The 20,344-nt window shown below is 39.1% G+C and carries 21 protein-coding genes; 19 read left to right on the top strand and 2 right to left on the bottom strand.

Annotated elements, in window-relative coordinates:
- Positions 1 to 5 precede the first annotated feature (5 nt).
- From rpsE to ctlX, 17 genes are all read left to right on the top strand, one after another.
- A complete protein-coding gene (gene rpsE / locus B9Y87_RS13365) occupies positions 6 to 530 on the top strand; it encodes a 30S ribosomal protein S5 (RefSeq protein ID WP_031445099.1) in 525 nt (174 codons plus the stop codon).
- Positions 531 to 543: 13 nt separating this feature from the next.
- Positions 544 to 723, top strand: a complete 180-nt coding sequence (gene rpmD / locus B9Y87_RS13360; protein WP_072865343.1) for a 50S ribosomal protein L30 — start codon at positions 544 to 546, stop codon at positions 721 to 723.
- Between the two features lie 15 nt (positions 724 to 738).
- Positions 739 to 1,191: a 50S ribosomal protein L15 gene (rplO, locus tag B9Y87_RS13355; protein ID WP_085499485.1), complete on the top strand. Its 453-nt coding sequence runs from the start codon at positions 739 to 741 to the stop codon at positions 1,189 to 1,191.
- Positions 1,192 to 1,203: 12 nt separating this feature from the next.
- Positions 1,204 to 2,547: a preprotein translocase subunit SecY gene (gene secY, locus B9Y87_RS13350; RefSeq protein ID WP_085499484.1), complete on the top strand. Its 1,344-nt coding sequence runs from the start codon at positions 1,204 to 1,206 to the stop codon at positions 2,545 to 2,547.
- A 3-nt stretch (positions 2,548 to 2,550) separates the two neighbouring features.
- Positions 2,551 to 2,766, top strand: a complete 216-nt coding sequence (gene infA, locus B9Y87_RS13345) for a translation initiation factor IF-1 (RefSeq protein WP_013549436.1) — start codon at positions 2,551 to 2,553, stop codon at positions 2,764 to 2,766.
- A 9-nt stretch (positions 2,767 to 2,775) separates the two neighbouring features.
- Positions 2,776 to 2,892 (top strand): type B 50S ribosomal protein L36, encoded by a 117-nt coding sequence (gene ykgO / locus B9Y87_RS13340; RefSeq protein WP_013621733.1) that lies wholly within the window; start codon positions 2,776 to 2,778, stop codon positions 2,890 to 2,892.
- Positions 2,893 to 2,894: 2 nt separating this feature from the next.
- A complete protein-coding gene (rpsM, locus tag B9Y87_RS13335) occupies positions 2,895 to 3,269 on the top strand; it encodes a 30S ribosomal protein S13 (RefSeq protein ID WP_031445095.1) in 375 nt (124 codons plus the stop codon).
- Between the two features lie 13 nt (positions 3,270 to 3,282).
- A complete protein-coding gene (gene rpsK, locus B9Y87_RS13330; RefSeq protein WP_031445094.1) occupies positions 3,283 to 3,675 on the top strand; it encodes a 30S ribosomal protein S11 in 393 nt (130 codons plus the stop codon).
- 103 nt (positions 3,676 to 3,778) lie between these two features.
- On the top strand, positions 3,779 to 4,384 hold the full coding sequence (gene rpsD / locus B9Y87_RS13325) for a 30S ribosomal protein S4 (RefSeq protein ID WP_085499483.1): 606 nt from the start codon (positions 3,779 to 3,781) through the stop codon (positions 4,382 to 4,384).
- A gap of 19 nt (positions 4,385 to 4,403) precedes the next feature.
- Positions 4,404 to 5,396 (top strand): DNA-directed RNA polymerase subunit alpha, encoded by a 993-nt coding sequence (locus tag B9Y87_RS13320; protein WP_031445092.1) that lies wholly within the window; start codon positions 4,404 to 4,406, stop codon positions 5,394 to 5,396.
- 57 nt (positions 5,397 to 5,453) lie between these two features.
- A complete protein-coding gene (rplQ, locus tag B9Y87_RS13315; RefSeq protein WP_085499482.1) occupies positions 5,454 to 6,026 on the top strand; it encodes a 50S ribosomal protein L17 in 573 nt (190 codons plus the stop codon).
- Between the two features lie 97 nt (positions 6,027 to 6,123).
- Entirely contained in the window at positions 6,124 to 7,236 is a 1,113-nt protein-coding gene (gene carA / locus B9Y87_RS13310; protein WP_085499481.1) for a glutamine-hydrolyzing carbamoyl-phosphate synthase small subunit, read from the top strand.
- Between the two features lie 119 nt (positions 7,237 to 7,355).
- The gene (gene eno, locus B9Y87_RS13305) at positions 7,356 to 8,648 is read left to right on the top strand and encodes a phosphopyruvate hydratase (RefSeq protein ID WP_085499480.1); all 1,293 of its coding nucleotides are present in this window, start codon (positions 7,356 to 7,358) and stop codon (positions 8,646 to 8,648) included.
- A gap of 149 nt (positions 8,649 to 8,797) precedes the next feature.
- Positions 8,798 to 10,339: a glycogen synthase gene (locus tag B9Y87_RS13300; RefSeq protein ID WP_085499479.1), complete on the top strand. Its 1,542-nt coding sequence runs from the start codon at positions 8,798 to 8,800 to the stop codon at positions 10,337 to 10,339.
- Positions 10,340 to 10,465: 126 nt separating this feature from the next.
- Entirely contained in the window at positions 10,466 to 11,749 is a 1,284-nt protein-coding gene (locus B9Y87_RS13295) for a citrate synthase (protein WP_085499478.1), read from the top strand.
- A 101-nt stretch (positions 11,750 to 11,850) separates the two neighbouring features.
- Positions 11,851 to 12,765 (top strand): dimethylarginine dimethylaminohydrolase family protein, encoded by a 915-nt coding sequence (locus B9Y87_RS13290; protein ID WP_085499477.1) that lies wholly within the window; start codon positions 11,851 to 11,853, stop codon positions 12,763 to 12,765.
- 111 nt (positions 12,766 to 12,876) lie between these two features.
- Positions 12,877 to 13,806 carry a citrulline utilization hydrolase CtlX gene (gene ctlX / locus B9Y87_RS13285; RefSeq protein WP_085499476.1) on the top strand — a complete coding sequence of 310 codons (930 nt, stop codon included), beginning with the start codon at positions 12,877 to 12,879 and terminating at the stop codon, positions 13,804 to 13,806.
- Between the two features lie 5 nt (positions 13,807 to 13,811).
- Here ctlX and B9Y87_RS13280 read toward each other — a convergent pair whose 3' ends face one another.
- The gene (locus B9Y87_RS13280; protein WP_245808709.1) at positions 13,812 to 15,356 is read right to left on the bottom strand and encodes a BCCT family transporter; all 1,545 of its coding nucleotides are present in this window, start codon (positions 15,354 to 15,356) and stop codon (positions 13,812 to 13,814) included.
- Between the two features lie 50 nt (positions 15,357 to 15,406).
- A complete protein-coding gene (locus tag B9Y87_RS13275) occupies positions 15,407 to 15,832 on the bottom strand; it encodes a hypothetical protein (RefSeq protein WP_085499475.1) in 426 nt (141 codons plus the stop codon).
- Between the two features lie 161 nt (positions 15,833 to 15,993).
- On the opposite strand from B9Y87_RS13275, the gene argS reads away from it, so the two are divergent.
- Both argS and B9Y87_RS13265 read left to right on the top strand, forming a co-directional pair.
- Positions 15,994 to 17,778: an arginine--tRNA ligase gene (argS, locus tag B9Y87_RS13270; RefSeq protein ID WP_085499474.1), complete on the top strand. Its 1,785-nt coding sequence runs from the start codon at positions 15,994 to 15,996 to the stop codon at positions 17,776 to 17,778.
- A gap of 208 nt (positions 17,779 to 17,986) precedes the next feature.
- Entirely contained in the window at positions 17,987 to 20,254 is a 2,268-nt protein-coding gene (locus tag B9Y87_RS13265; RefSeq protein WP_139827228.1) for a LamG domain-containing protein, read from the top strand.
- The last annotated feature ends 90 nt before the right edge of the window (positions 20,255 to 20,344 follow it).

Here is a 20,344-nt window from a genome sequence, read left to right as displayed (position 1 = left end):
ATATTATGTATCAGAAATACAAAAACGTAGAGACTGTTAAGCCGGGAGGTTTAGAATTAAAAGATAGATTGGTTGGGGTACAACGTGTTACCAAAGTTACTAAAGGTGGTAGAGCGTTCGGTTTCTCCGCTATAGTTGTTGTAGGTGATGAAAATGGTGTTGTAGGTCACGGTCTAGGTAAGTCTAAGGAAGTTGCTACGGCAATTGCCAAGGCTATTGAGGATGCTAAAAAGAATCTTATTAGAATTCCATTGAACAAAGGTACTTTGCCACATGAACAAAAAGGGAAATTCGGTGGAGCTAGGGTTTATATCCAGCCTGCATCGCACGGTACCGGAGTAATTGCAGGTGGTGCCGTTAGGGCAGTATTGGAGGCAGTAGGTGTTCATGATGTATTGTCTAAATCACAGGGCTCTTCCAACCCTCATAACGTAGTAAAAGCTACTTTTGATGCGCTTTTACAACTTAGAGGGGCAAAGACAGTTGCAAACCAAAGAGGTATTTCTTTAGAAAAAGTTTTTAAAGGATAAAACCAAGAATATAATGGGAAAGATTAAAGTAAAACAGGTAAAGAGCAGTATTAAAAGAGCTCAAAATCAAAAGAGAACATTAGAGGCTCTTGGTTTACGTAGAATAGGACAGGTGGTAGAACATGATGCTACCTCAAATATTCTTGGAATGATAAATAAAGTTAAACACTTAGTTTCCACAGAGGAGGCTTAATATAATTTTAGTGTTATGAATTTAAGTAATTTAAAACCAGCGGATGGTGCCGTTCAAAAAGCCGGTAAAGTCGTAGGTAGAGGTCAGGGTTCCGGTAAGGGAGGTACTGCTACCAGAGGGCATAAAGGTGCTAAATCCAGGTCTGGTTATTCTAAGAAAATTGGTTTCGAAGGTGGACAAATGCCATTGCAGAGACGTGTGCCAAAATTTGGTTTTACAAATGTCAATAGAAAGGATTACGCTGGGATCAATCTAGAAAAATTACAGGAATTGGTAGATAAGGGAGCCATTAAGGATACGGTTACTTTGGATACGCTTGTAGAAAATGGATTGGTTGGCAAAAATGATTTGGTTAAGATTCTTGGCAATGGAGAGCTTAAGGCTTCCCTAAAAGTTTCTGTACATAAATTTACAGCTACCGCAAAGGCCGCAATCGAGGCTGCAGGTGGTGAGGCTATAAGTTTATAAGCAAAGAATACTATGAAGAAATTTTTCGAGACATTATCAAATATTTGGAAGATTGAAGAACTAAAGGGTAGGATTATCGTTACCCTTGGTTTGCTTTTGGTGTATCGTTTTGGTGCCCAGGTAGTTCTTCCAGGTATTGATTCTACCCAGTTAGCTGGTTTGGCGTCCAGTACCGATAGTGGTATTTTGGGTATTTTAAATGCCTTTACCGGTGGAGCATTATCCAATGCCTCGGTATTTGCATTGGGAATTATGCCTTATATCTCCGCTTCCATTGTGGTGCAGTTGATGGGAATAGCCATTCCTTATCTTCAAAAGTTGCAAAAGGAAGGTGAGAGCGGTAGAAAGACGATCAATCAAATTACTAGATGGCTTACCATTGGTATCTGTATTGTTCAGGCTCCGGCGTACTTGTACAGTCTAGGGGCTTTGGGTGTTCCGGATAGTGCCTTTGTATTTGGTAAGGGTCTTGATTTTGTGATCCCTTCTGTAATAATTTTGGTTGCAGGTACTATTTTTGCTATGTGGTTGGGTGAAAAAATTACCGATAAAGGTATTGGAAATGGAATTTCCCTTCTGATCATGATCGGTATTATAGCTACTATGCCACAGAATTTTGTACAGGAGTTTATCTCTAGGACTGCCAATAATAACGGTGGACTTATGTTCATGCTTATTGAAGTTATTATTTGGTTTATCGTGATTTTGCTTTGTGTACTGTTGGTAATGGCTACTCGTCAGATTCCAGTGCAGTATGCAAGAAGAACTGCTTCTGGTGGGTATGAAAAGAATATCATGGGATCTAGACAGTATATTCCTTTAAAATTGAATGCCTCTGGAGTAATGCCCATTATATTTGCCCAAGCTATTATGTTTGCTCCCGGGTTGTTGGGAAAGACCTTTAACAATACTGCTGTAGGACAATGGATGGAAGTTCAGTTCCAAGATATATTTGGATTGGCCTACAATCTTTTGTTCGGGTTCTTGATTATTGTATTCACCTATTTTTATACGGCGATTACGGTACCTACCAATAAAATGGCCGATGATTTAAAAAGAAGTGGTGGTTTTATCCCAGGAATTAGACCAGGAAAGGAAACTGGGGATTATTTGGATAAGATTATGTCATTGATTACATTACCCGGATCTGTTTTCCTTGCTTTGTTGGCAGTATTGCCGGCAGTAATCGTAAAGATTATGGATGTACAGGCAGGTTGGGCTTTGTTTTACGGTGGAACTTCATTGTTGATTATGGTAGGTGTGGCCATCGATACGGTACAACAAGTAAATTCTTATTTGTTGAACAGACATTACGACGGTTTGATGAAATCAGGTAAAAATAGAAAGGTAGCATAGATTATGGCTAAACAATCAGCAATAGAGCAAGATGGAAGCATAATTGAGGCATTGTCAAATGCCATGTTTCGCGTGGAGTTGGAAAACGGTCACGTGGTAACGGCGCATATCTCTGGAAAAATGCGTATGCATTACATTAAGTTGCTTCCAGGGGATAAGGTTAAGCTCGAAATGAGCCCTTACGATTTAAGTAAAGCAAGAATTACATATAGATATTAAGCAAATAGGATGAAAGTTAGAGCATCAATAAAGAAGAGAAGTGCCGAGTGCAAGATTGTGCGTAGAAAAGGCAGATTGTACGTAATTAATAAAAAGAATCCTAGATTTAAACAAAGACAAGGGTAATTATGGCAAGAATTGCAGGTGTAGACATACCAAAACAGAAAAGAGGGGTAATAGCCCTAACCTATATCTTTGGTATAGGAAAAAGTAGGGCAAAGGAGATTTTATCGACTGCCCAAGTAAGTGAGGATACCAAAGTATCTGACTGGAACGATGATGAGATTGGTCGTATTCGTGAGGCAGTTTCTTCTTTGACGATAGAAGGGGAATTGCGTTCTGAAAACCAATTGAACATTAAGCGTTTAATGGATATAGGTTGTTATAGGGGTATTCGCCATAGATCTGGTCTGCCTTTAAGGGGTCAGCGTACCAAAAACAACTCTAGGACTAGAAAAGGTAAGAGAAAAACAGTTGCTAACAAGAAGAAGGCAACTAAATAATAATTAGGATATTATGGCAAAGGCAAATGCAAAAGCGGCAAAGAAGCGTAAAGTTATAGTAGAGTCTGTGGGCGAAGCCCATGTTACTGCTTCTTTTAATAATATTATTATTTCTTTAACCAATAAGAAGGGTGATGTAATTTCTTGGTCTTCAGCAGGTAAAATGGGTTTCAGGGGTTCTAAAAAGAACACTCCTTATGCAGCTCAAATAGCTTCTGAGGATTGTGCTAAAGTTGCTCATGAAGCTGGTTTAAGAAAAGTAAAGGTGTATGTAAAAGGACCAGGAAATGGTAGGGAATCTGCTATTCGTTCCATACATAACTCAGGAATTGAGGTTACGGAGATTATCGATGTAACTCCAATGCCGCACAACGGTTGTAGACCACCAAAAAGAAGAAGAGTATAATTAATAGTAATCAATTGCCCCAATGGGGTGTTTCAAGGAGATGTAGTTACGATTATCGAAGGATAAGCCTTAATTCATGATCACGTTTCCAAACTAAAAGAAAATGGCAAGATATACAGGACCAAAAACAAAGATTGCCCGTAAATTCGGTGAAGCAATTTTCGGAGATGATAAATCTTTTGAGAAAAGAAATTATCCTCCAGGACAACACGGTAATAACAGACGTCGTGGTAAAAAGTCTGAATACGCTATCCAGTTGATGGAGAAGCAAAAAGCAAAATACACTTACGGTATTTTGGAAAAACAATTCCGAAACATATTTGCAAAAGCAAATAGAAGTAAAGGAGTAACCGGGGAGGTTTTACTTCAGTTGTGCGAATCCCGTTTAGACAACGTTGTTTACAGAATGGGTATTTCCCCTTCTAGAAGTGGAGCAAGACAATTGGTTTCACATAGACATATTACGGTAAACGGAGAGTTGGTGAACATACCATCCTATACCTTGAAGCCAGGTGATGTTGTTGGTGTTAGGGAAAAATCAAAGTCTTTAAAAGCGATCGACGACGCTCTTTCTGCAAACAGCAGTGTGTACGAGTGGATCACTTGGAATTCAGAAAAAATGGAAGGTAATTTTGTTGCCGTTCCGGAAAGAATGCAAATTCCAGAGAATATCAAAGAACAATTAATAGTCGAGTTATACTCTAAATAAAAACAACACTGATCCAATTATGGCATTATTAAATTTTCAGAAGCCCGATAAAGTTATAATGATTGATTCCTCCGATTTCGAAGGTAAATTCGAATTTCGTCCTTTGGAACCAGGTTATGGCTTAACTGTTGGGAACGCATTAAGAAGAGTTTTGCTTTCGTCCTTGGAAGGTTTTGCTATCACTTCTGTTAGAATTGATAAGGTGGAACATGAGTTCTCTGTAATTTCCGGTGTTGTGGAAGATGTTACCGAAATCATTCTAAATCTTAAACAAGTTCGTTTCAAAAGACAGATAGACGATGTGGATAGTGAAACAGTATCTATCTCTGTTAGCGGAAAGGAACAATTGACTGCAGGTGATTTTCAAAAATTTATTTCTGGTTACCAAGTATTGAACCCAGATTTGGTTATTTGTAACATGGATCCCAAGGTTAGTATTAACATGGAGATTACCATAGACAAAGGTAGGGGGTATGTGCCTGCTGAGGAGAATAAAAAATCCAATGCACCACTAGGTACCATAGCCGTAGATTCTATCTTTACTCCTATCAAAAATGTAAAGTACAGCATTGAAAACTTTCGTGTAGAGCAAAAGACCGATTATGAAAAATTGGTTTTTGAAATCGCAACCGATGGTTCAATTCATCCTAAAGAGGCATTGACCGAAGGTGCGAAGGTGCTTATACACCACTTTATGCTGTTCTCCGATGAGCGTATTACCTTGGAGGCGGACGAGATTGCACAAACAGAGACCTACGATGAGGAATCATTGCATATGCGTCAGCTATTGAAGACCAAATTGGTTGATATGGATCTTTCTGTAAGGGCATTGAACTGTTTGAAGGCTGCTGAAGTGGATACTCTTGGTGATCTGGTTTCTTTTAACAAGAACGATTTGATGAAGTTTAGAAACTTTGGAAAAAAATCCTTGACCGAATTGGAAGAATTGGTTATCAACAAAGGCTTGAGCTTTGGAATGGATTTGTCAAAATATAAATTGGATAAAGATTAATTGAACTTTCAAGGGAATTGGGAATACCAAAACCAGGAAAGACTATAGAAAAGAACAATGAGACACGGTAAGAAAGTTAATCATTTAGGAAGAAAGGCGGCCCATAGAAAATCTATGTTGGCAAACATGGCCTGTTCATTAATAGAGCATAAGAGAATTAATACAACTGTTGCCAAAGCAAAAGCTTTGAAGCAATTTGTGGAGCCATTGATTACCAAATCAAAAACTGAGAACAATCAAACAGTTGAGAAGGGTACTCACAATAGACGTATTGTTTTTAAAAGCCTTCGCGACAAGTATGCGGTTACCGAGCTTTTTGGCAGTGTTGCCGAAAAGGTGGCCGACAGACCAGGAGGATATACCAGAATTATCAAATTGGGTAATCGTCTTGGGGATAATGCGGATATGGCAATGATAGAGCTTGTAGATTTTAACGAAATCTACAACGCTGGCAAGCCTAAAAAGCAAAAAACCACAAGAAGGGGTAGAAGCAAAAAGTCAGATGATACCACAACAGTTGTTGAAGAAACAGTAAAGGCCGAAGTTCCAAAGACTGAAGCTCCAAAGGCTGAAGAACCAAAAGTAGAAGAGCCGAAGGCTGATAAAAAAGCTGATGATGCTAAAGAGTAAAATTGTTATTAAATATTAATAATTGTAAAAGGATAAGCCTAAAAGCTTATCCTTTTTTTATGTTATTTTGCAAAACGAAAAATTGTAACGCCAAAAAATGAAGTATCAAACAAGAAAAAAAGCAATATTGTTGCTTGCCGATGGAACCATTTTTCACGGTAAGGCTGTAGGGGACAAGGAAGGAACTGCCTTTGGAGAGGCTTGTTTTAACACGGGAATGACCGGTTATCAGGAAATTTTTACAGATCCGTCCTATTATGGACAAATTATGGTAACCACAAATGCCCATATAGGGAATTATGGTGCAAATAATGAGGAAGTGGAATCTGATTCTGTGAAAATTTCAGGCTTGGTTTGTAAAAATTTTAGTTATAACTATTCCAGACCTGATGCAGATTTAAGTTTACAGGAATTTTTGGATAAAAATAATCTTTTGGCTATTTCCGACGTGGATACCAGGGCCTTGGTGGGATACATTAGGGATAATGGTGCCATGAATGCCGTAATATCTACGGACGTGGATAATATTGAGGAGTTAAAAAAGAAATTGGCGGAAGTACCAAGCATGGAAGGTTTGGAGCTTTCTTCGAAAGTTTCTACCAAAGAAGCCTATTATTATGGAGATAAGGATGCAAAATATAAAGTGTCTGCCCTCGATATCGGAATTAAGAAAAATATACTTCGAAACTTGGCAAAACGGGATGCTTACATAAAGGTTTTTCCATACAACGCAACTTTCGAGGAGATGAGCTCTTGGAACCCCGATGGCTATTTTATTTCCAATGGCCCCGGAGATCCGGAACCTTTGCACGAAGCAATAGCATCGGCCAAAGAGATGATTAAATCGGACAAACCTTTGTTTGGGATATGTCTGGGGCATCAAGTTTTGGCATTGGCCAATGGGGTTTCTACTTACAAGATGCACAACGGACATAGGGGAATTAATCACCCGGTTATGAATTTGGTTACCGGAAAGGGGGAAATTACTTCCCAGAATCACGGTTTTGCCATTAACAGGGAAGAGGCTGAAGCTAATGCCGATTTGGAGATAACGCATCTACATTTAAATGACAATACGGTGGCCGGGATTAAAATGAAAGATAAGAATGTATTTTCTGTTCAATATCACCCTGAAGCAAGTCCAGGACCACATGATGCGGATTATCTGTTCGATCAATTTTTCGAAATGATCCAATCTACGGTAAACTAAAACGTTATAGTTTTATTTTATCGTTATCAAAGGGTCATTAAAGCCAATAATAGTGGGGTTAAAAGCACTTCCTTTGCTATATTTGCATAATAATTTAACTAAAAAATAAAGATAGACATATGAGTATCATCCTAAGTGTTCATGCACGACAAATTTTGGATTCAAGAGGTAATCCAACAGTAGAGGTAGATGTAATTACCGAAAATGGAGTAATGGGAAGAGCTGCGGTTCCTTCTGGAGCTTCTACAGGTGAGCATGAAGCGGTTGAGCTTCGTGATGGAGGAAAATCTTTCATGGGTAAGGGAGTAGGAAAGGCCGTTAATAATGTTAATACTGTAATTGCCGAGGAAATTCTGGGTATGTCTGTTTTTGAGCAGAATTTGGTTGATCAAACCATGATAGAATTGGATGGTACGCCCAATAAATCAAAATTGGGCGCCAATGCCATTTTGGGTGTTTCGTTGGCCGTTGCCAAGGCGGCTGCAAACGAATTGGGATTGTCCCTTTTTAGGTATGTTGGCGGTGTTAGTGCCAATACCTTGCCGGTGCCTATGATGAATATTATAAATGGAGGTAGCCATTCAGATGCTCCAATTGCGTTTCAAGAATTTATGGTGATGCCGGTAAAGGCTAATGATTTTTCGCACGCCATGCAAATGGGTACGGAAATATTCCATAACCTGAAGAAGGTATTGCATGATAGGGGACTAAGTACGGCCGTAGGAGATGAAGGTGGATTTGCTCCTAATCTTGCAGGTGGTACCGAAGATGCATTGGATACAATAGCCAAAGCCGTTGAAAAAGCCGGATATAAATTGGGAGACGATGTAATGATCGCCTTGGATTGTGCTGCAGCGGAATTTTATGTGAATGGAAAGTATGATTACACCAAATTTGAAGGCGATAAGGGTGTAGTTAGAACTTCTGAGGAACAGGCTCAATATTTGGCAGACTTAAGTGCCAAATATCCAATTATTTCCATTGAAGATGGAATGGATGAGAACGATTGGAAAGGTTGGAAAGCTTTGACCGATAAAATTGGGGATAAAGTACAGTTGGTGGGCGATGATTTGTTTGTGACCAATGTAGAGCGTTTGTCCAGAGGAATCAAGGAAGGTATTGCCAACTCCATCTTGATCAAGGTAAACCAGATTGGAACTTTAACGGAAACCATTGCAGCTGTTAATATGGCTAAAAATGCAGGATATACGTCAGTGATGTCCCACCGTTCTGGAGAAACTGAAGATAACACCATTGCCGATTTGGCAGTAGCCTTAAATACAGGTCAAATTAAAACCGGTTCCGCTTCCAGATCGGATAGGATGGCGAAGTATAACCAATTGTTAAGGATAGAGGAGGAATTGGGGAGTACTGCATATTACCCCGGAGTACAAGCTTTCAAAATAAAATAATACCATTATTTAAGTTGTAAAATAAGCCATTCTTTGCAGAATGGCTTATTTTTTTAATTATCATGGAGGTTTGTTTACTTATCAGAAATAAATAATTATATTATCCTACTTTTATCATAGTGATAATAAATAACCAAATTCTAGATTAAATGAATAACTTTCTATTTGTTGCTGCTGAGAATGACGGTATTCCCAAGTGCAAAGCTGGTGGTATGGGTGATGTGGTTAGGGATGTTCCTCGGAAGATTTCTGAGAGGGGAGATGTAGCGCATGTAGTAGTGCCTTCCTATTCAAGATTACATCAAAATGGAACCTTTGTTACCAAACTTAATCTAAACCTAAGGGGAATGCTATATGTTGCAGAACTGTACCAAGTACCCCCTAAAAAGGAGTTTGCAAATTTACATCATTACGTTATACATCATCCTGAAATTACCGCTGGGGAAATAGGGCATATCTACCATGACGATCCGGAAGAAGCTTTTTTTACGGACAATATTAAATTCACTATTTTTTGTACTGCCGTGGCAGAGGCCATCAAGGTCGGAGCTTTTGGGGAATTGGATATTGTTCATATGCACGATTGGCATTCCAGCCTGGTCTTGTTTTTAAAAGTCTATCATCCCGAGTATCAGGCCTTAAAGAAGATGCGCTATGTCTATACCATTCACAATTTAGCCATACAGGGTATACGCCCGTTTTATAACAATTACTCTTCATTGGGAAATTGGTTTCCCAATCTGCCTTTGGATGAAAGGAAATTAATGGATTATAGGTATCAGGATTGTATTAACCTAATGGCCGTTGGCATCCGCCTAGCCGATGCCGTACATACCGTATCCCCTTCCTATAAGGAAGATGTGCTAAGGCCCAGCAATCCACCCGAATTTATTGGCGGTGAAGGTTTGGAATTGGATTTACAGGAAGCAAATAATCAAGGCAGGTTGTTCGGGATTCTTAATGGTTCCAATTACAAAAATATTCGCACGGCCGAGAAGGGATTGTTATATAGGAATACCGTTAGGGCGTTATTTAGGTGGCTACAAGAGGAGTCCAAGAAATACAAGGCCGATTTTCTGGCACATACCGGTGAAAAAGTAATGGAATACGTAACGGATAGGCCTAAATTTATTGTTTCCAGTGTGGCCCGTTTAACCGAGCAAAAATTTTATTTTTTTAAACGATCACCCGAGGCCTTTGTAGAGATTTTGAACCGACTGAAAAAGGTAGATGGTATTTTTATGCTCTTGGGTACGGGTGCTCCCGACTATGAGGAGCTATTTCGTCAATTGAGCTATGAACATAAAAATTTTATTTTTACCAACGGTCAATCCGAGGATTTAATAGATTCCATATACTTGGAGACCGACCTCTATTTTATGCCCAGTTTGTTTGAACCCTGTGGTATTAGCCAAATGTTGGCCATGCGTAACGGCAATCCCTGCCTGGTGCACAATACAGGTGGCCTTAGGGATACTGTGGAACATATGAAAACCGGATTTAGCTTCGATGGTAAGACCTATGATGATAAAATTAAGAATATGATCTTATCACTTGATCAGGCTTTGGATGTTTTTGTAAACGACAAGCCGAAGTGGAAAGAGATTCAGGATAATGCCAAAAAAATGAGGTTCACTTGGGAAAAATCGGTAGATGATTACTACAAATATCTATATTCCATTAATCAATAGAACTACATTCATATCTGGTTTTGTGAATATTTCATAATTATTCCATAAATAACAAAATCTTCAATTGTTAACCTTAGGTGTTTTTAGTATTTTTACGAACAATAGAATAAAACAGGAATTTAAGAAATGGCGAATAACGCAATATTAGAATACAACGGAAAGAAATATGAATTTCCAGTTATAGAAGGTACCGAAAATGAGTTGGCTATAGATATCAAAACTATGAGGGCCGAAACTGGAATGATAACAATAGACCCAGGGTTTAAAAATACAGGCTCCTGTGAAAGTGCCATTACTTTCTTGGACGGTGAAAAAGGAGTTTTAAGGTATCGTGGATATTCTATTGAGGAATTGGCAGAAAAGGCCGATTTTCTGGAAGTGGCTTATTTGTTAATATTTGGAGCTTTGCCCAATAAGGAGCAATTGGATAAATTTCATCAGGATATAAAGGCCGAGTCGCATGTAGATGAGGAAATGAAGAAGATTTTGGATGGCTTTCCAAAATCAGCACATCCAATGGGCGTGCTTTCCAGTTTAACCAGCGCCCTTATAGCCTTTAATCCCACGTCTGTAAACGTGTCCTCCGAAAAGGAAATGTATTGGGCCATTGTAAGGATTTTGGCCAAATTCCCCGTTTTGGTGGCATGGACATTAAGAAAGAAAAAAGGATTGCCTCTTGATTATGGGGACGACTCTTTGGGTTATGTAGAGAATATTCATAAAATGATGTTCAAAAAGCCCAACCAGGAATACAAAAAGAATAAGATCGTCATAGAGGCTTTGGATAAATTATTGATCCTACATGCAGACCATGAGCAAAACTGTTCTACTTCTACTGTTCGTATTGTGGGATCTTCACATGCTGGACTGTTTGCCTCAATTTCTGCTGGTATCTGTGCCCTTTGGGGGCCTCTCCACGGAGGAGCCAATCAGGCTGTTTTGGAAATGCTTGAGGCTATCGAGGCCGATGGCGGGGATACCAAAAAATATATGGCCAAGGCCAAGGACAAAAACGATCCCTTTCGTTTAATGGGCTTTGGGCATAGGGTGTACAAGAATTTTGATCCCAGGGCAAAGATTATCAAGCAGGCTGCAGAGGAAGTTTTGGGAGATTTGGGTATAGATGATCCTATTCTGGATATAGCCAAGGGCTTGGCCAAGGAAGCCTTGGAGGATAAATATTTTGTGGATAGAAAATTATATCCCAACGTAGATTTTTACTCTGGAATAATTTATAGGGCTTTGGGTATACCTACGGAAATGTTTACCGTTATGTTTGCTTTGGGACGCCTGCCGGGGTGGATTGCCCAATGGAGGGAAATGAGATTGAAAAATGAGCCTATCGGTAGGCCAAGACAGGTATATATAGGTGAAAAGAGCAGATCTTTTGTTCTTTTGGACAAGAGGTAGAAATTAATCAGATTATATGTTACTGCCCTTTGTGTGAAATATACAAAGGGCAGTTTTTATTTATCAAAATAAGTATTTCTATCTTTACCTAAAAAGCAGTTATGCTACAGTTGAATATACAGGATGAAACTTCACGGTTAAGATCGGTGGTTCTTGGAACCGCTAAAAGCTGTGGACCCATTCCAAAACCTGAAGCGGCCTACGATCCCAAGTCATTGGAGCATATATTGGCCGGCACCTATCCTAAAGAAGAGGATATGGTAAGGGAAATGGATGGTTTTGCCCAAGTATTTGCCAAATATGATGTTCAAGTCTTCAGGCCTAGGGTCTTAAAGGATTGTAATCAAATATTTTCTAGGGATATTGCTTTTGTTATAGAGGATAAACTGGTAAAGGCTAATATTCTTCCCGATAGGGAAAGGGAATTTCAAGCTATTAAGTATGTACTCAGTAAAATTGACGAGGATCAGATAATCTACCCTCCTAAAGAAGTCCATGTAGAAGGAGGTGATGTTATGCCATGGGGAGAGTATATTTTTATGGGTACCTATACGGGGGAGGACTACGCCGATTATATCACGGCCCGTACCAATAAGGAGGCAGTGGATTTTATTGCCTGTCAGTTCCCAAATAAAAAGGTCAAGTCTTTTGAACTTAGAAAGTCGAATACCAATGCCCGGGAAAATGCCCTACATTTGGATTGTTGTTTTCAGCCTGTAGGGACAAATAAAGCCATATTGCATAAGAACGGTTTTTTGAGGGAAGAGGAGTATCAATGGCTGTTGGATTATTTTGGAAGCGAAAATGTGTTCGAGATCAGCAAGGAGGAGATGTACAATATGGTGAGCAATGTTTTTTCCATATCCCCCAATGTGGTGGTCTCTGAACGTAATTTCACCAGACTGAATAACTGGTTGAGGGAACAAGGTTTTACGGTCGAGGAAATAGCTTATTCCGAGATCGCCAAGCAAGAAGGTCTTTTAAGGTGTAGCACCCTGCCCTTGGTAAGGGACTAAGATATTGCCAAACTTTCCTTTAGGTTCGTACTGGTAAATAAATGAGCTAATTTTACACAAAATTAAAGCGAGAAGGCTTTGTAATACCCAATTTGAAAAGTGACTAATAAAATGCAAATTACAAATACCATTTTGATGGTGCGCCCAGTGAATTTTCGAATGAACGAGCAAACTGCAGTAAACAACTATTTTCAGGAGGACCTCGATTTAAAAAACCAGGAAATAAATGTGAAGGCACAGCAGGAGTTTGATGCTTTTGTATTGGTCTTAAGGGAAAAGGGAGTAAATGTTGTCGTTGTAGATGACAAGAAGGATTTGGATACCCCAGATTCCATATTTCCCAATAATTGGGTTTCCTTTCATGCCGATGGAACGGTAGGATTGTATCCTATGTTTGCCGAGAATAGGAGAAATGAACGTAGGGAAGATATACTTGCCCTATTGGAGCAGAGAGGGTTTGTTATAGAAAATGTAATGGATTATACCTCGGCGGAGGAGGAGGGCTATTTTTTGGAAGGCACCGGAAGTGTTGTGTTGGATAGGGTAAATGAGAAGGCCTATTGTGCGCTTTCCGATAGGGCGGATGAGGATTTGTTCATAGAATTTTGTGAGGATTTTGAATTTACTCCTATCGTATTCACAGCCAATCAATCCGTGGCGGGCACCCGAAAACCTATTTATCATACCAATGTAATGATGTGTTTGGCAGAAACGTTTGCTGTTATCTGTTTGGATTCTATCGACGATAAAAAGGAAAAAAAGAATGTAGTGAACCACCTAAAACAAGATGGTAAAGAAATTATAGCCATTTCTGAACAGCAAATGCACCATTTTGCAGGGAATATGCTTCAAGTCTTAGGAATGGGTGAAAAGCGATATTTGGCAATGAGCACTGCAGCATACCTTAGTTTAAAGCCACAACAGATTGAAAAGATAGAGAAGCATTGTGCCATTATCCATAGTCCTTTGGATACGATTGAAACCTGTGGCGGTGGAAGTGCGCGTTGCATGATGGCCGAGGTATTTTTGCCTAAAAAATAATGGTTTTATTTTTTACTGATCAAAGGGTAACTCTTATGGTGTCTCAGTAGCTCCTTGACAAATACCAAGGCCATAAAAACCATGAAAAAGGCAAAGGGAAGTGAAGTTATAATCAGAAGCTTTTGGGCAGCAATCAATATATTTATCTCTGGTTTGGCATTGCCCAATAGAATTAGGGCAATCGTTGCCAAAAAGATAAACAGGGACCAGATTAAACGATGTTTTTTGCTGGGGTCTTTTTTACCACTGTCCGAGAACATACTCAGTACAAAAACAGCAGAGTCCACGGAGGTTACCAAAAAACCGATCAGTAATACTATGGTGGTAATATTTAGGAATGTGGCAAAAGGGTAGTTCCCAAAGAATACAAAAATGGAGGAAAACACTCCGTCAAATTCGTTGTTATAGCTTTCCCATCCCTCAATAAGTTGGAAGGCCGAGGTACCAAATACTGAAAACCAAAAAAAGGTGCCCAAGCTGGGGATAATCAAAACACCCAATAACAGCTGTCTTAGGCTGCGCCCTTTGGAGATTCGGGCAATAAAAATTCCTGTAAAAGGTGCCCATGCCAACCAAAATGCCCAATAATAGAAAGTCCAGTCGGTAAGAAAGGTTAATCCAGGGTCATAACTGCCATAGGCCAGGCTCATGGGGATAAAATCCATTATATAATGAAAGCCGGCCTCTAAAAAATTACCAACTACCTTAAGTATATCACTTTGGGAAAAAGTAAAAAATAGTACTGCCAGGGTAATAAGAATATTGATTTTTGAGAGTACCTGAATACCTTTGTTGACTCCTTTCCATGCGGAATAAAAAGCCAATGACGAAATTAGGGTGGTCAGCAATAAGGTAGTGACCAAACCAAAATTAGTGGCAGTAAGGTGGTTTAAGCCACCATTAATTTGGGTGGTTCCCAAGCCAATAGCCGCAATTAGGCCAAACACCGTGGTCATAATGGTAAGCACATCAATACCTGTTCTAGCTGCTTTGTTGTGTAAATTGTCCTCAATAGTTGAGCTTATCAACACTTTTTTCTTTCTTACAAAAAGATAATAACCTATGGTCATGGCAAATAGTCCATAAAACGCCCATGCTGTAAACCCCCATTGATAAAAAGTAAATTCCAAGGCTAGGATATCTGATGGTAAATCTGAAAGGTAGGGGGGATTCTGTTGCATGAAAACGGGTTCCTGTACTGCCCTGAGCAAAATTCCAGCGCCCATTCCTGCACTATAAAGCATGGCTGTCCATGCCCAAATGGTAAACTCGGGTTTTTCATTTTTCTTGCCCAGTCTTATTTTTCCCAAAGGGGATAGTGCAATGGCCGCTAATAGAAGCACACATCCCAATCCAAGATATAAATAGAAGTAGCCAAAATAGTTTCTTACCCAAATGGAGGCCATTTCAATGATATTATAGGTTTCCTCGGTAGCGACAAAGACAATCAAAGTAGATATCCAAAGGATTCCGATGGAAATGGGAAGTAATGGGTTTTTACGATAAGAATTAAATATTTTGATAATACCGGTTTTAACACAAGGTAACAAAAAGCTTCATTGTTTTATGAGGGGGCTTTTGGTAATTGTACAATAAGTTGTTAGAGGTCCTCTATATTGGTAGGTGCATTGTCCGCTCTGTGCCCCAACAATTTTGTAAAAAATTTCTGTATGGCCTTGGTGTCAGATTTTATTTTGATGAAATACTGGTCCCTATAAATGGTGTATAGGCCAAGATCGGTCTTGTATAGGTTAAACTTGTAGTAGGGAATAATAAGCCCAAAGGTTTCCAGTAGGGAACGAAAGCGAATTATGATTCCTTTTGGCCGTAATTCAATATTACAGGTGTTGGTATTGTTGTCCAGGATCAACAGATTTTTAATTTCGATACTACAGTCAACAATGAATAATTTGGGAGAACCAATTCCGTTCAAGGCAAACCGCTCCTTTAAGGTAAAAGGTTTACCCACTTCCTCGTCTATTTTTTTTGTAATTTCTTTATTTTTATAGGAAACGTTCAGTAACATATTCTTTAGGGATATCCGGATTAATACATCATATTAGGGCAGTTGGTGCTGCACAGGTTTATAAAGTTAAAAAATCTTCCTTCTTTATGGGCTACTTATTCCCAACAATAAGGGGAAAGAATAAAAAATGCTTAATTTTGCAGCCGTAAACGCCGAAATTAATGAACATTCAAGAAGTCCTAAACAAAAAGGTAAAAGAAGCCGTTACCTCTATTTTTAAAGTTGAATTGCCGACGGTAGAATTTCAACCTACTCGAAAAGATTTTGCCGGCGATATTACTGCGGTTATTTTTCCCATGTTGCGATATGTTAAAGGAAATCCGGTACAAATAGGTGAGCAAATAGGACAGTTCCTAAAGGATGAAGTGGAAGAGGTGACCGATTTCAATGTGGTCAAAGGATTTTTGAATATAACCATTAGCAATGAATATTACCTCCATTTTTTTGAAGGAATAAGGAATCTAAAGGATTTTGGTTTTGTTTCCCAAAGTTCGGAGGAGGCCATAATGGTGGAATATTCCTCGCCCAACACCAATAAACCTCTCCATTTGGGCCATGTCCGAAATAATTTATTGGGATATTCCGTGGCAGAAATCCTAAAGGCTTCAGGAAAGAAGGTTTATAAGACCCAGATCATTAACGACAGGGGGATACATATTTGCAAAAGTATGCTTGCCTGGCAACGCTTTGGCAATGGAGAAACTCCTGAGAGTACAGGGCTTAAGGGTGATAAATTAGTGGGGAATTATTACGTAGCTTTTGATAAGGCCTATAAAGCCGAAATTGCTGCTATGGTTTCCAAGGGGATAGATGAAAAAGTAGCGGAAAAAGAGGCGCCCATCCTATTGGAAGCTCAGGAAATGCTAAGAAAGTGGGAGGCTGGCGATGAGGAGGTAGTAGGTCTATGGAAGACAATGAACCAATGGGTATATGATGGTTTTGAGATAACCTACAAAAATATGGGGGTTGACTTTGATCAATTGTATTACGAGAGCAACACCTATTTGTTGGGAAAGGATTTTGTAGAGGACGGTTTGAAAAGAGGGGTCTTTTATAAAAAGGAAGATGGTAGTGTGTGGATAGACCTAACGGAAGAGGGTCTGGATGAAAAGATTGTACTACGTTCGGATGGAACGGCAGTGTATATGACCCAGGATATTGGAACGGCCATACAAAGGGTGAAGGATAACCCCGATGTCAAGGGCATGGTGTATACCGTGGGCAATGAGCAGGACTACCACTTTAAGGTATTGTTCCTTATTTTACAGAAGTTGGGCTTTTCGTGGGCAGAAAAACTGTATCACCTTAGTTATGGAATGGTAGACTTGCCCAGTGGTAAAATGAAGAGTAGGGAAGGTACTGTAGTGGATGCCGATGAATTAATGGAGGATATGACCCAAACTGCAGCTACTATTTCCGAGGAATTGGGGAAGCTGGAAGATTACTCCGAAGAAGAGAAACAAGAGCTATATAAGGTTATAGGATTAGGGGCCTTAAAGTATTACATCCTTAAGGTGGATCCAAAAAAGAGAATCTTGTTCAATCCGGAGGAGTCCGTGGATTTTCAAGGAAATACCGGGCCTTTTATTCAATATACTTATGCCAGGATCCAATCTATTCTAAGAAAGGCGGAAGAATTGGAGCAAAACTTGGACAGTTCCCAGAAGTTGACGGATCTGCATGAAAAGGAGAAAGAGTTGTTAAAACAATTGCAACTGTTTCCAGAAACTATCCAATTGGCGGCCGATAATTACAGTCCGGCACTTATTGCCAATTATACCTATGATTTGGTGAAGGAATTCAATTCCTTTTATCAAAATGTTTCCATCTTGGGAGAGCAAGATCAGAACAAGAAAATATTTAGGGTTCAATTGGCCAAAAAGGTTAGCGAGGTTATTAAATTGGCCTTTGGACTTTTGGGGATACGGGTGCCGGACAGGATGTAACCAAGTCTTAGTTTGCATCTGGGGTCATTTGTTACCCATAACATTCAATTGTTCAGTTCATATATATTTCGGATAATTTCCGCGGCCTAAATTTTATTTATTCTTAGTAAATTGCGTAGTTCATAGAAATGCCCTATACGGGATTATTTGTTAGATATTGCTAAGAAGAATTCCATTTTCTAAGTTTTGTTTGTTGTTTTTGCTTCTTTTGTTGAAAGTAGGAACTGCACAGGAATTTCAACAACTTTCTGAGGAGGAGAAATGGAATATACGTCTACATTCCCATATTTTGATCGATATTGATCAAATAACAAGTAACAATTTGCCGGTTCTTCTCAACGGAAAAACTTCCATAGCCCTATATATTTCAGACTATCAAGAAAATTATGATTCCCTTTTGGAGCAATTATTGGAAAAAAATGATTCGCTCATTCTGGTGACCGATAACATTATTAACAAAGATTTCTTGTCCAAATACTGGGTGCCACAGCTACCTATGCAAGAGGTGGAAACTATTCCATTGGATGGCCCCATTGGCGATGAAGATGCTTTCAAATTCGATACCACTAAGGAACTGGGGGTGGTTAGGGTGTTGGATAAGGAATTTTTAAAGGATACTGTTCTTGAAAATATTTGGAAGCGTTCCGGAAAAATGCCCAATTTTCTTCACATTGATCCCAAGTTCTTCCCTAAAGCAGATAGCTTGGTCTTTGGCCTAAATAAGAAGAGCAGGGTATTTGGAACGGTAAGGTCCAAATCTGGATTGTTGAATGGGGTTAGCTTTAAAAACCATAGAAACCTTATGGTGAACGGGCATTTTAGTCTTCCAATAGATCTAAATGAAAACTTACCGGTATTTATTCCGCACAAGGCCGGCTATTATTTCTCTCCCGATATTATATATACTACCCCGGAAAACAGCGGCAATCTTAAAGAGTTTATTGGTTTTCCCTTGGATTTTGAATACGGTCTAACCGATCATTTCACTTTTGGCCCCATCATTAAAAATGCCACTAGAAAAAACGATAAGGAACTTATAGTAAACAACGTAAAGATTCAAGAGGATAAGGTACATGGAAAGGTGGGCTATTTTGATGAAGGGGCATATGTGGATGCGGGGTTGGACAGCAGAACGGCCTTGGAGGGAAGTTTTACCATCTTGGCATGGATTAAGCCTACCATACTTACAAATAACAATAGTATACTGGGGAAAGGGGATAACTTTGTTCTAAAGTTGCATGAAGGTTTATTGACCTTTACCATGGCCGATATTAAGGATTATATTTCCCAAACTTCCCCAATTCCCTTAAATGAATGGACCCATGTGGCTTTGGTGCATTCCAAGGTTAATAACGAACTTTTGTTTTTTGTGAATGGGAAGCAGACGGATAAGATCAAGTTAATCGAGGACTACGATACTTCCGATTATAATATTGTAATAGGAAGCAATTTGTGGCAGGAATTTTTTATAGGTTACTTAACGAATATTAAAATATGGAAGCGGGAACTTAATGCACATGAAATTGCCCAAGCATACCAAAAAATAGAAGTAAACGATGCTTTAATATCCTCTCTTTATGTAAAAATTGGAATAGCCATAACTGCAATTTTACTTATTTTCCTTGTGCTTAAGTATTGGAAGAAAGGAAAAATAAGGGCTAAGCTTATGCCAGTACCTGAAGCAACGGTAAAAACCCATCCCAACAGGGACTATAAGAATCTGGTAAATGCAGCAGAGAAAATACTCTGTTTTGGGTCCCTGCGCATTATAAATTCTCAAGGTGTTGATATTGCCAAAAAATTGTCCCCCAAACTAAAGCAACTATTTGTGATTGTTTTATTAAATAGCATTGGCGACAAGGAGGGAATTAGCACCAAAAAACTTACTGAGGCACTTTGGCCCGGAATGAGTCCAAAGAGTGCGAAAAATACCAGGGGGACCAATATACAGAACCTTAGGGCCATATTGTCCGAGGCCAAGGAAATGAATTTGACATTTAGGGACAAAAGTTGGTATCTGGAAATCGGAAAAAATTGCTTTTGTGATTATCAGGAGGTTTTAATGCTTTTGAACGATTTGGGTAGAGGGGGTGTAACGGTTGCCTACTTGGAAGAGCAATTGCCCAAATTGTTCTGTATACTAAAGGCCGATAGATTTTTTGTGAATATGAGCGATTCATGGTTAGATCCCATTGTTGAAAATATGAGTAATAGAATCATAGAATTCTGTTATGGTATTTCAAAAATACTGGACATCGATAGGCATAGCGCTTTAATGTACGACTTGGCCTCCGTGATGTACATTTACGATGATTTAAATGAACATGCCCTGCAGATCAAATTACAAATTCTGATTAGGCAGGGAAAATTAAGTTTGGCACATACTGCCTATGACAATTTTGCCAAGCTTTATGAAAAAATTTACGGTGAGGTGTATACTGTTAAATTTGAGGATATGGTGGTTAGCAATTCCTGATGGCACACATCGATATTCAAAAATATTTACATAATTCCTTCTTTTTTCAATTTTATTACCCCAAATATTACCCCTTTTTTTACGCATTGT

The organism is Arenibacter troitsensis, from assembly GCF_900177645.1.
Classification (GTDB): Bacteria; Bacteroidota; Bacteroidia; order Flavobacteriales; family Flavobacteriaceae; genus Arenibacter; species Arenibacter troitsensis.
This window is presented reverse-complemented; position numbering and strand designations above follow the sequence as displayed.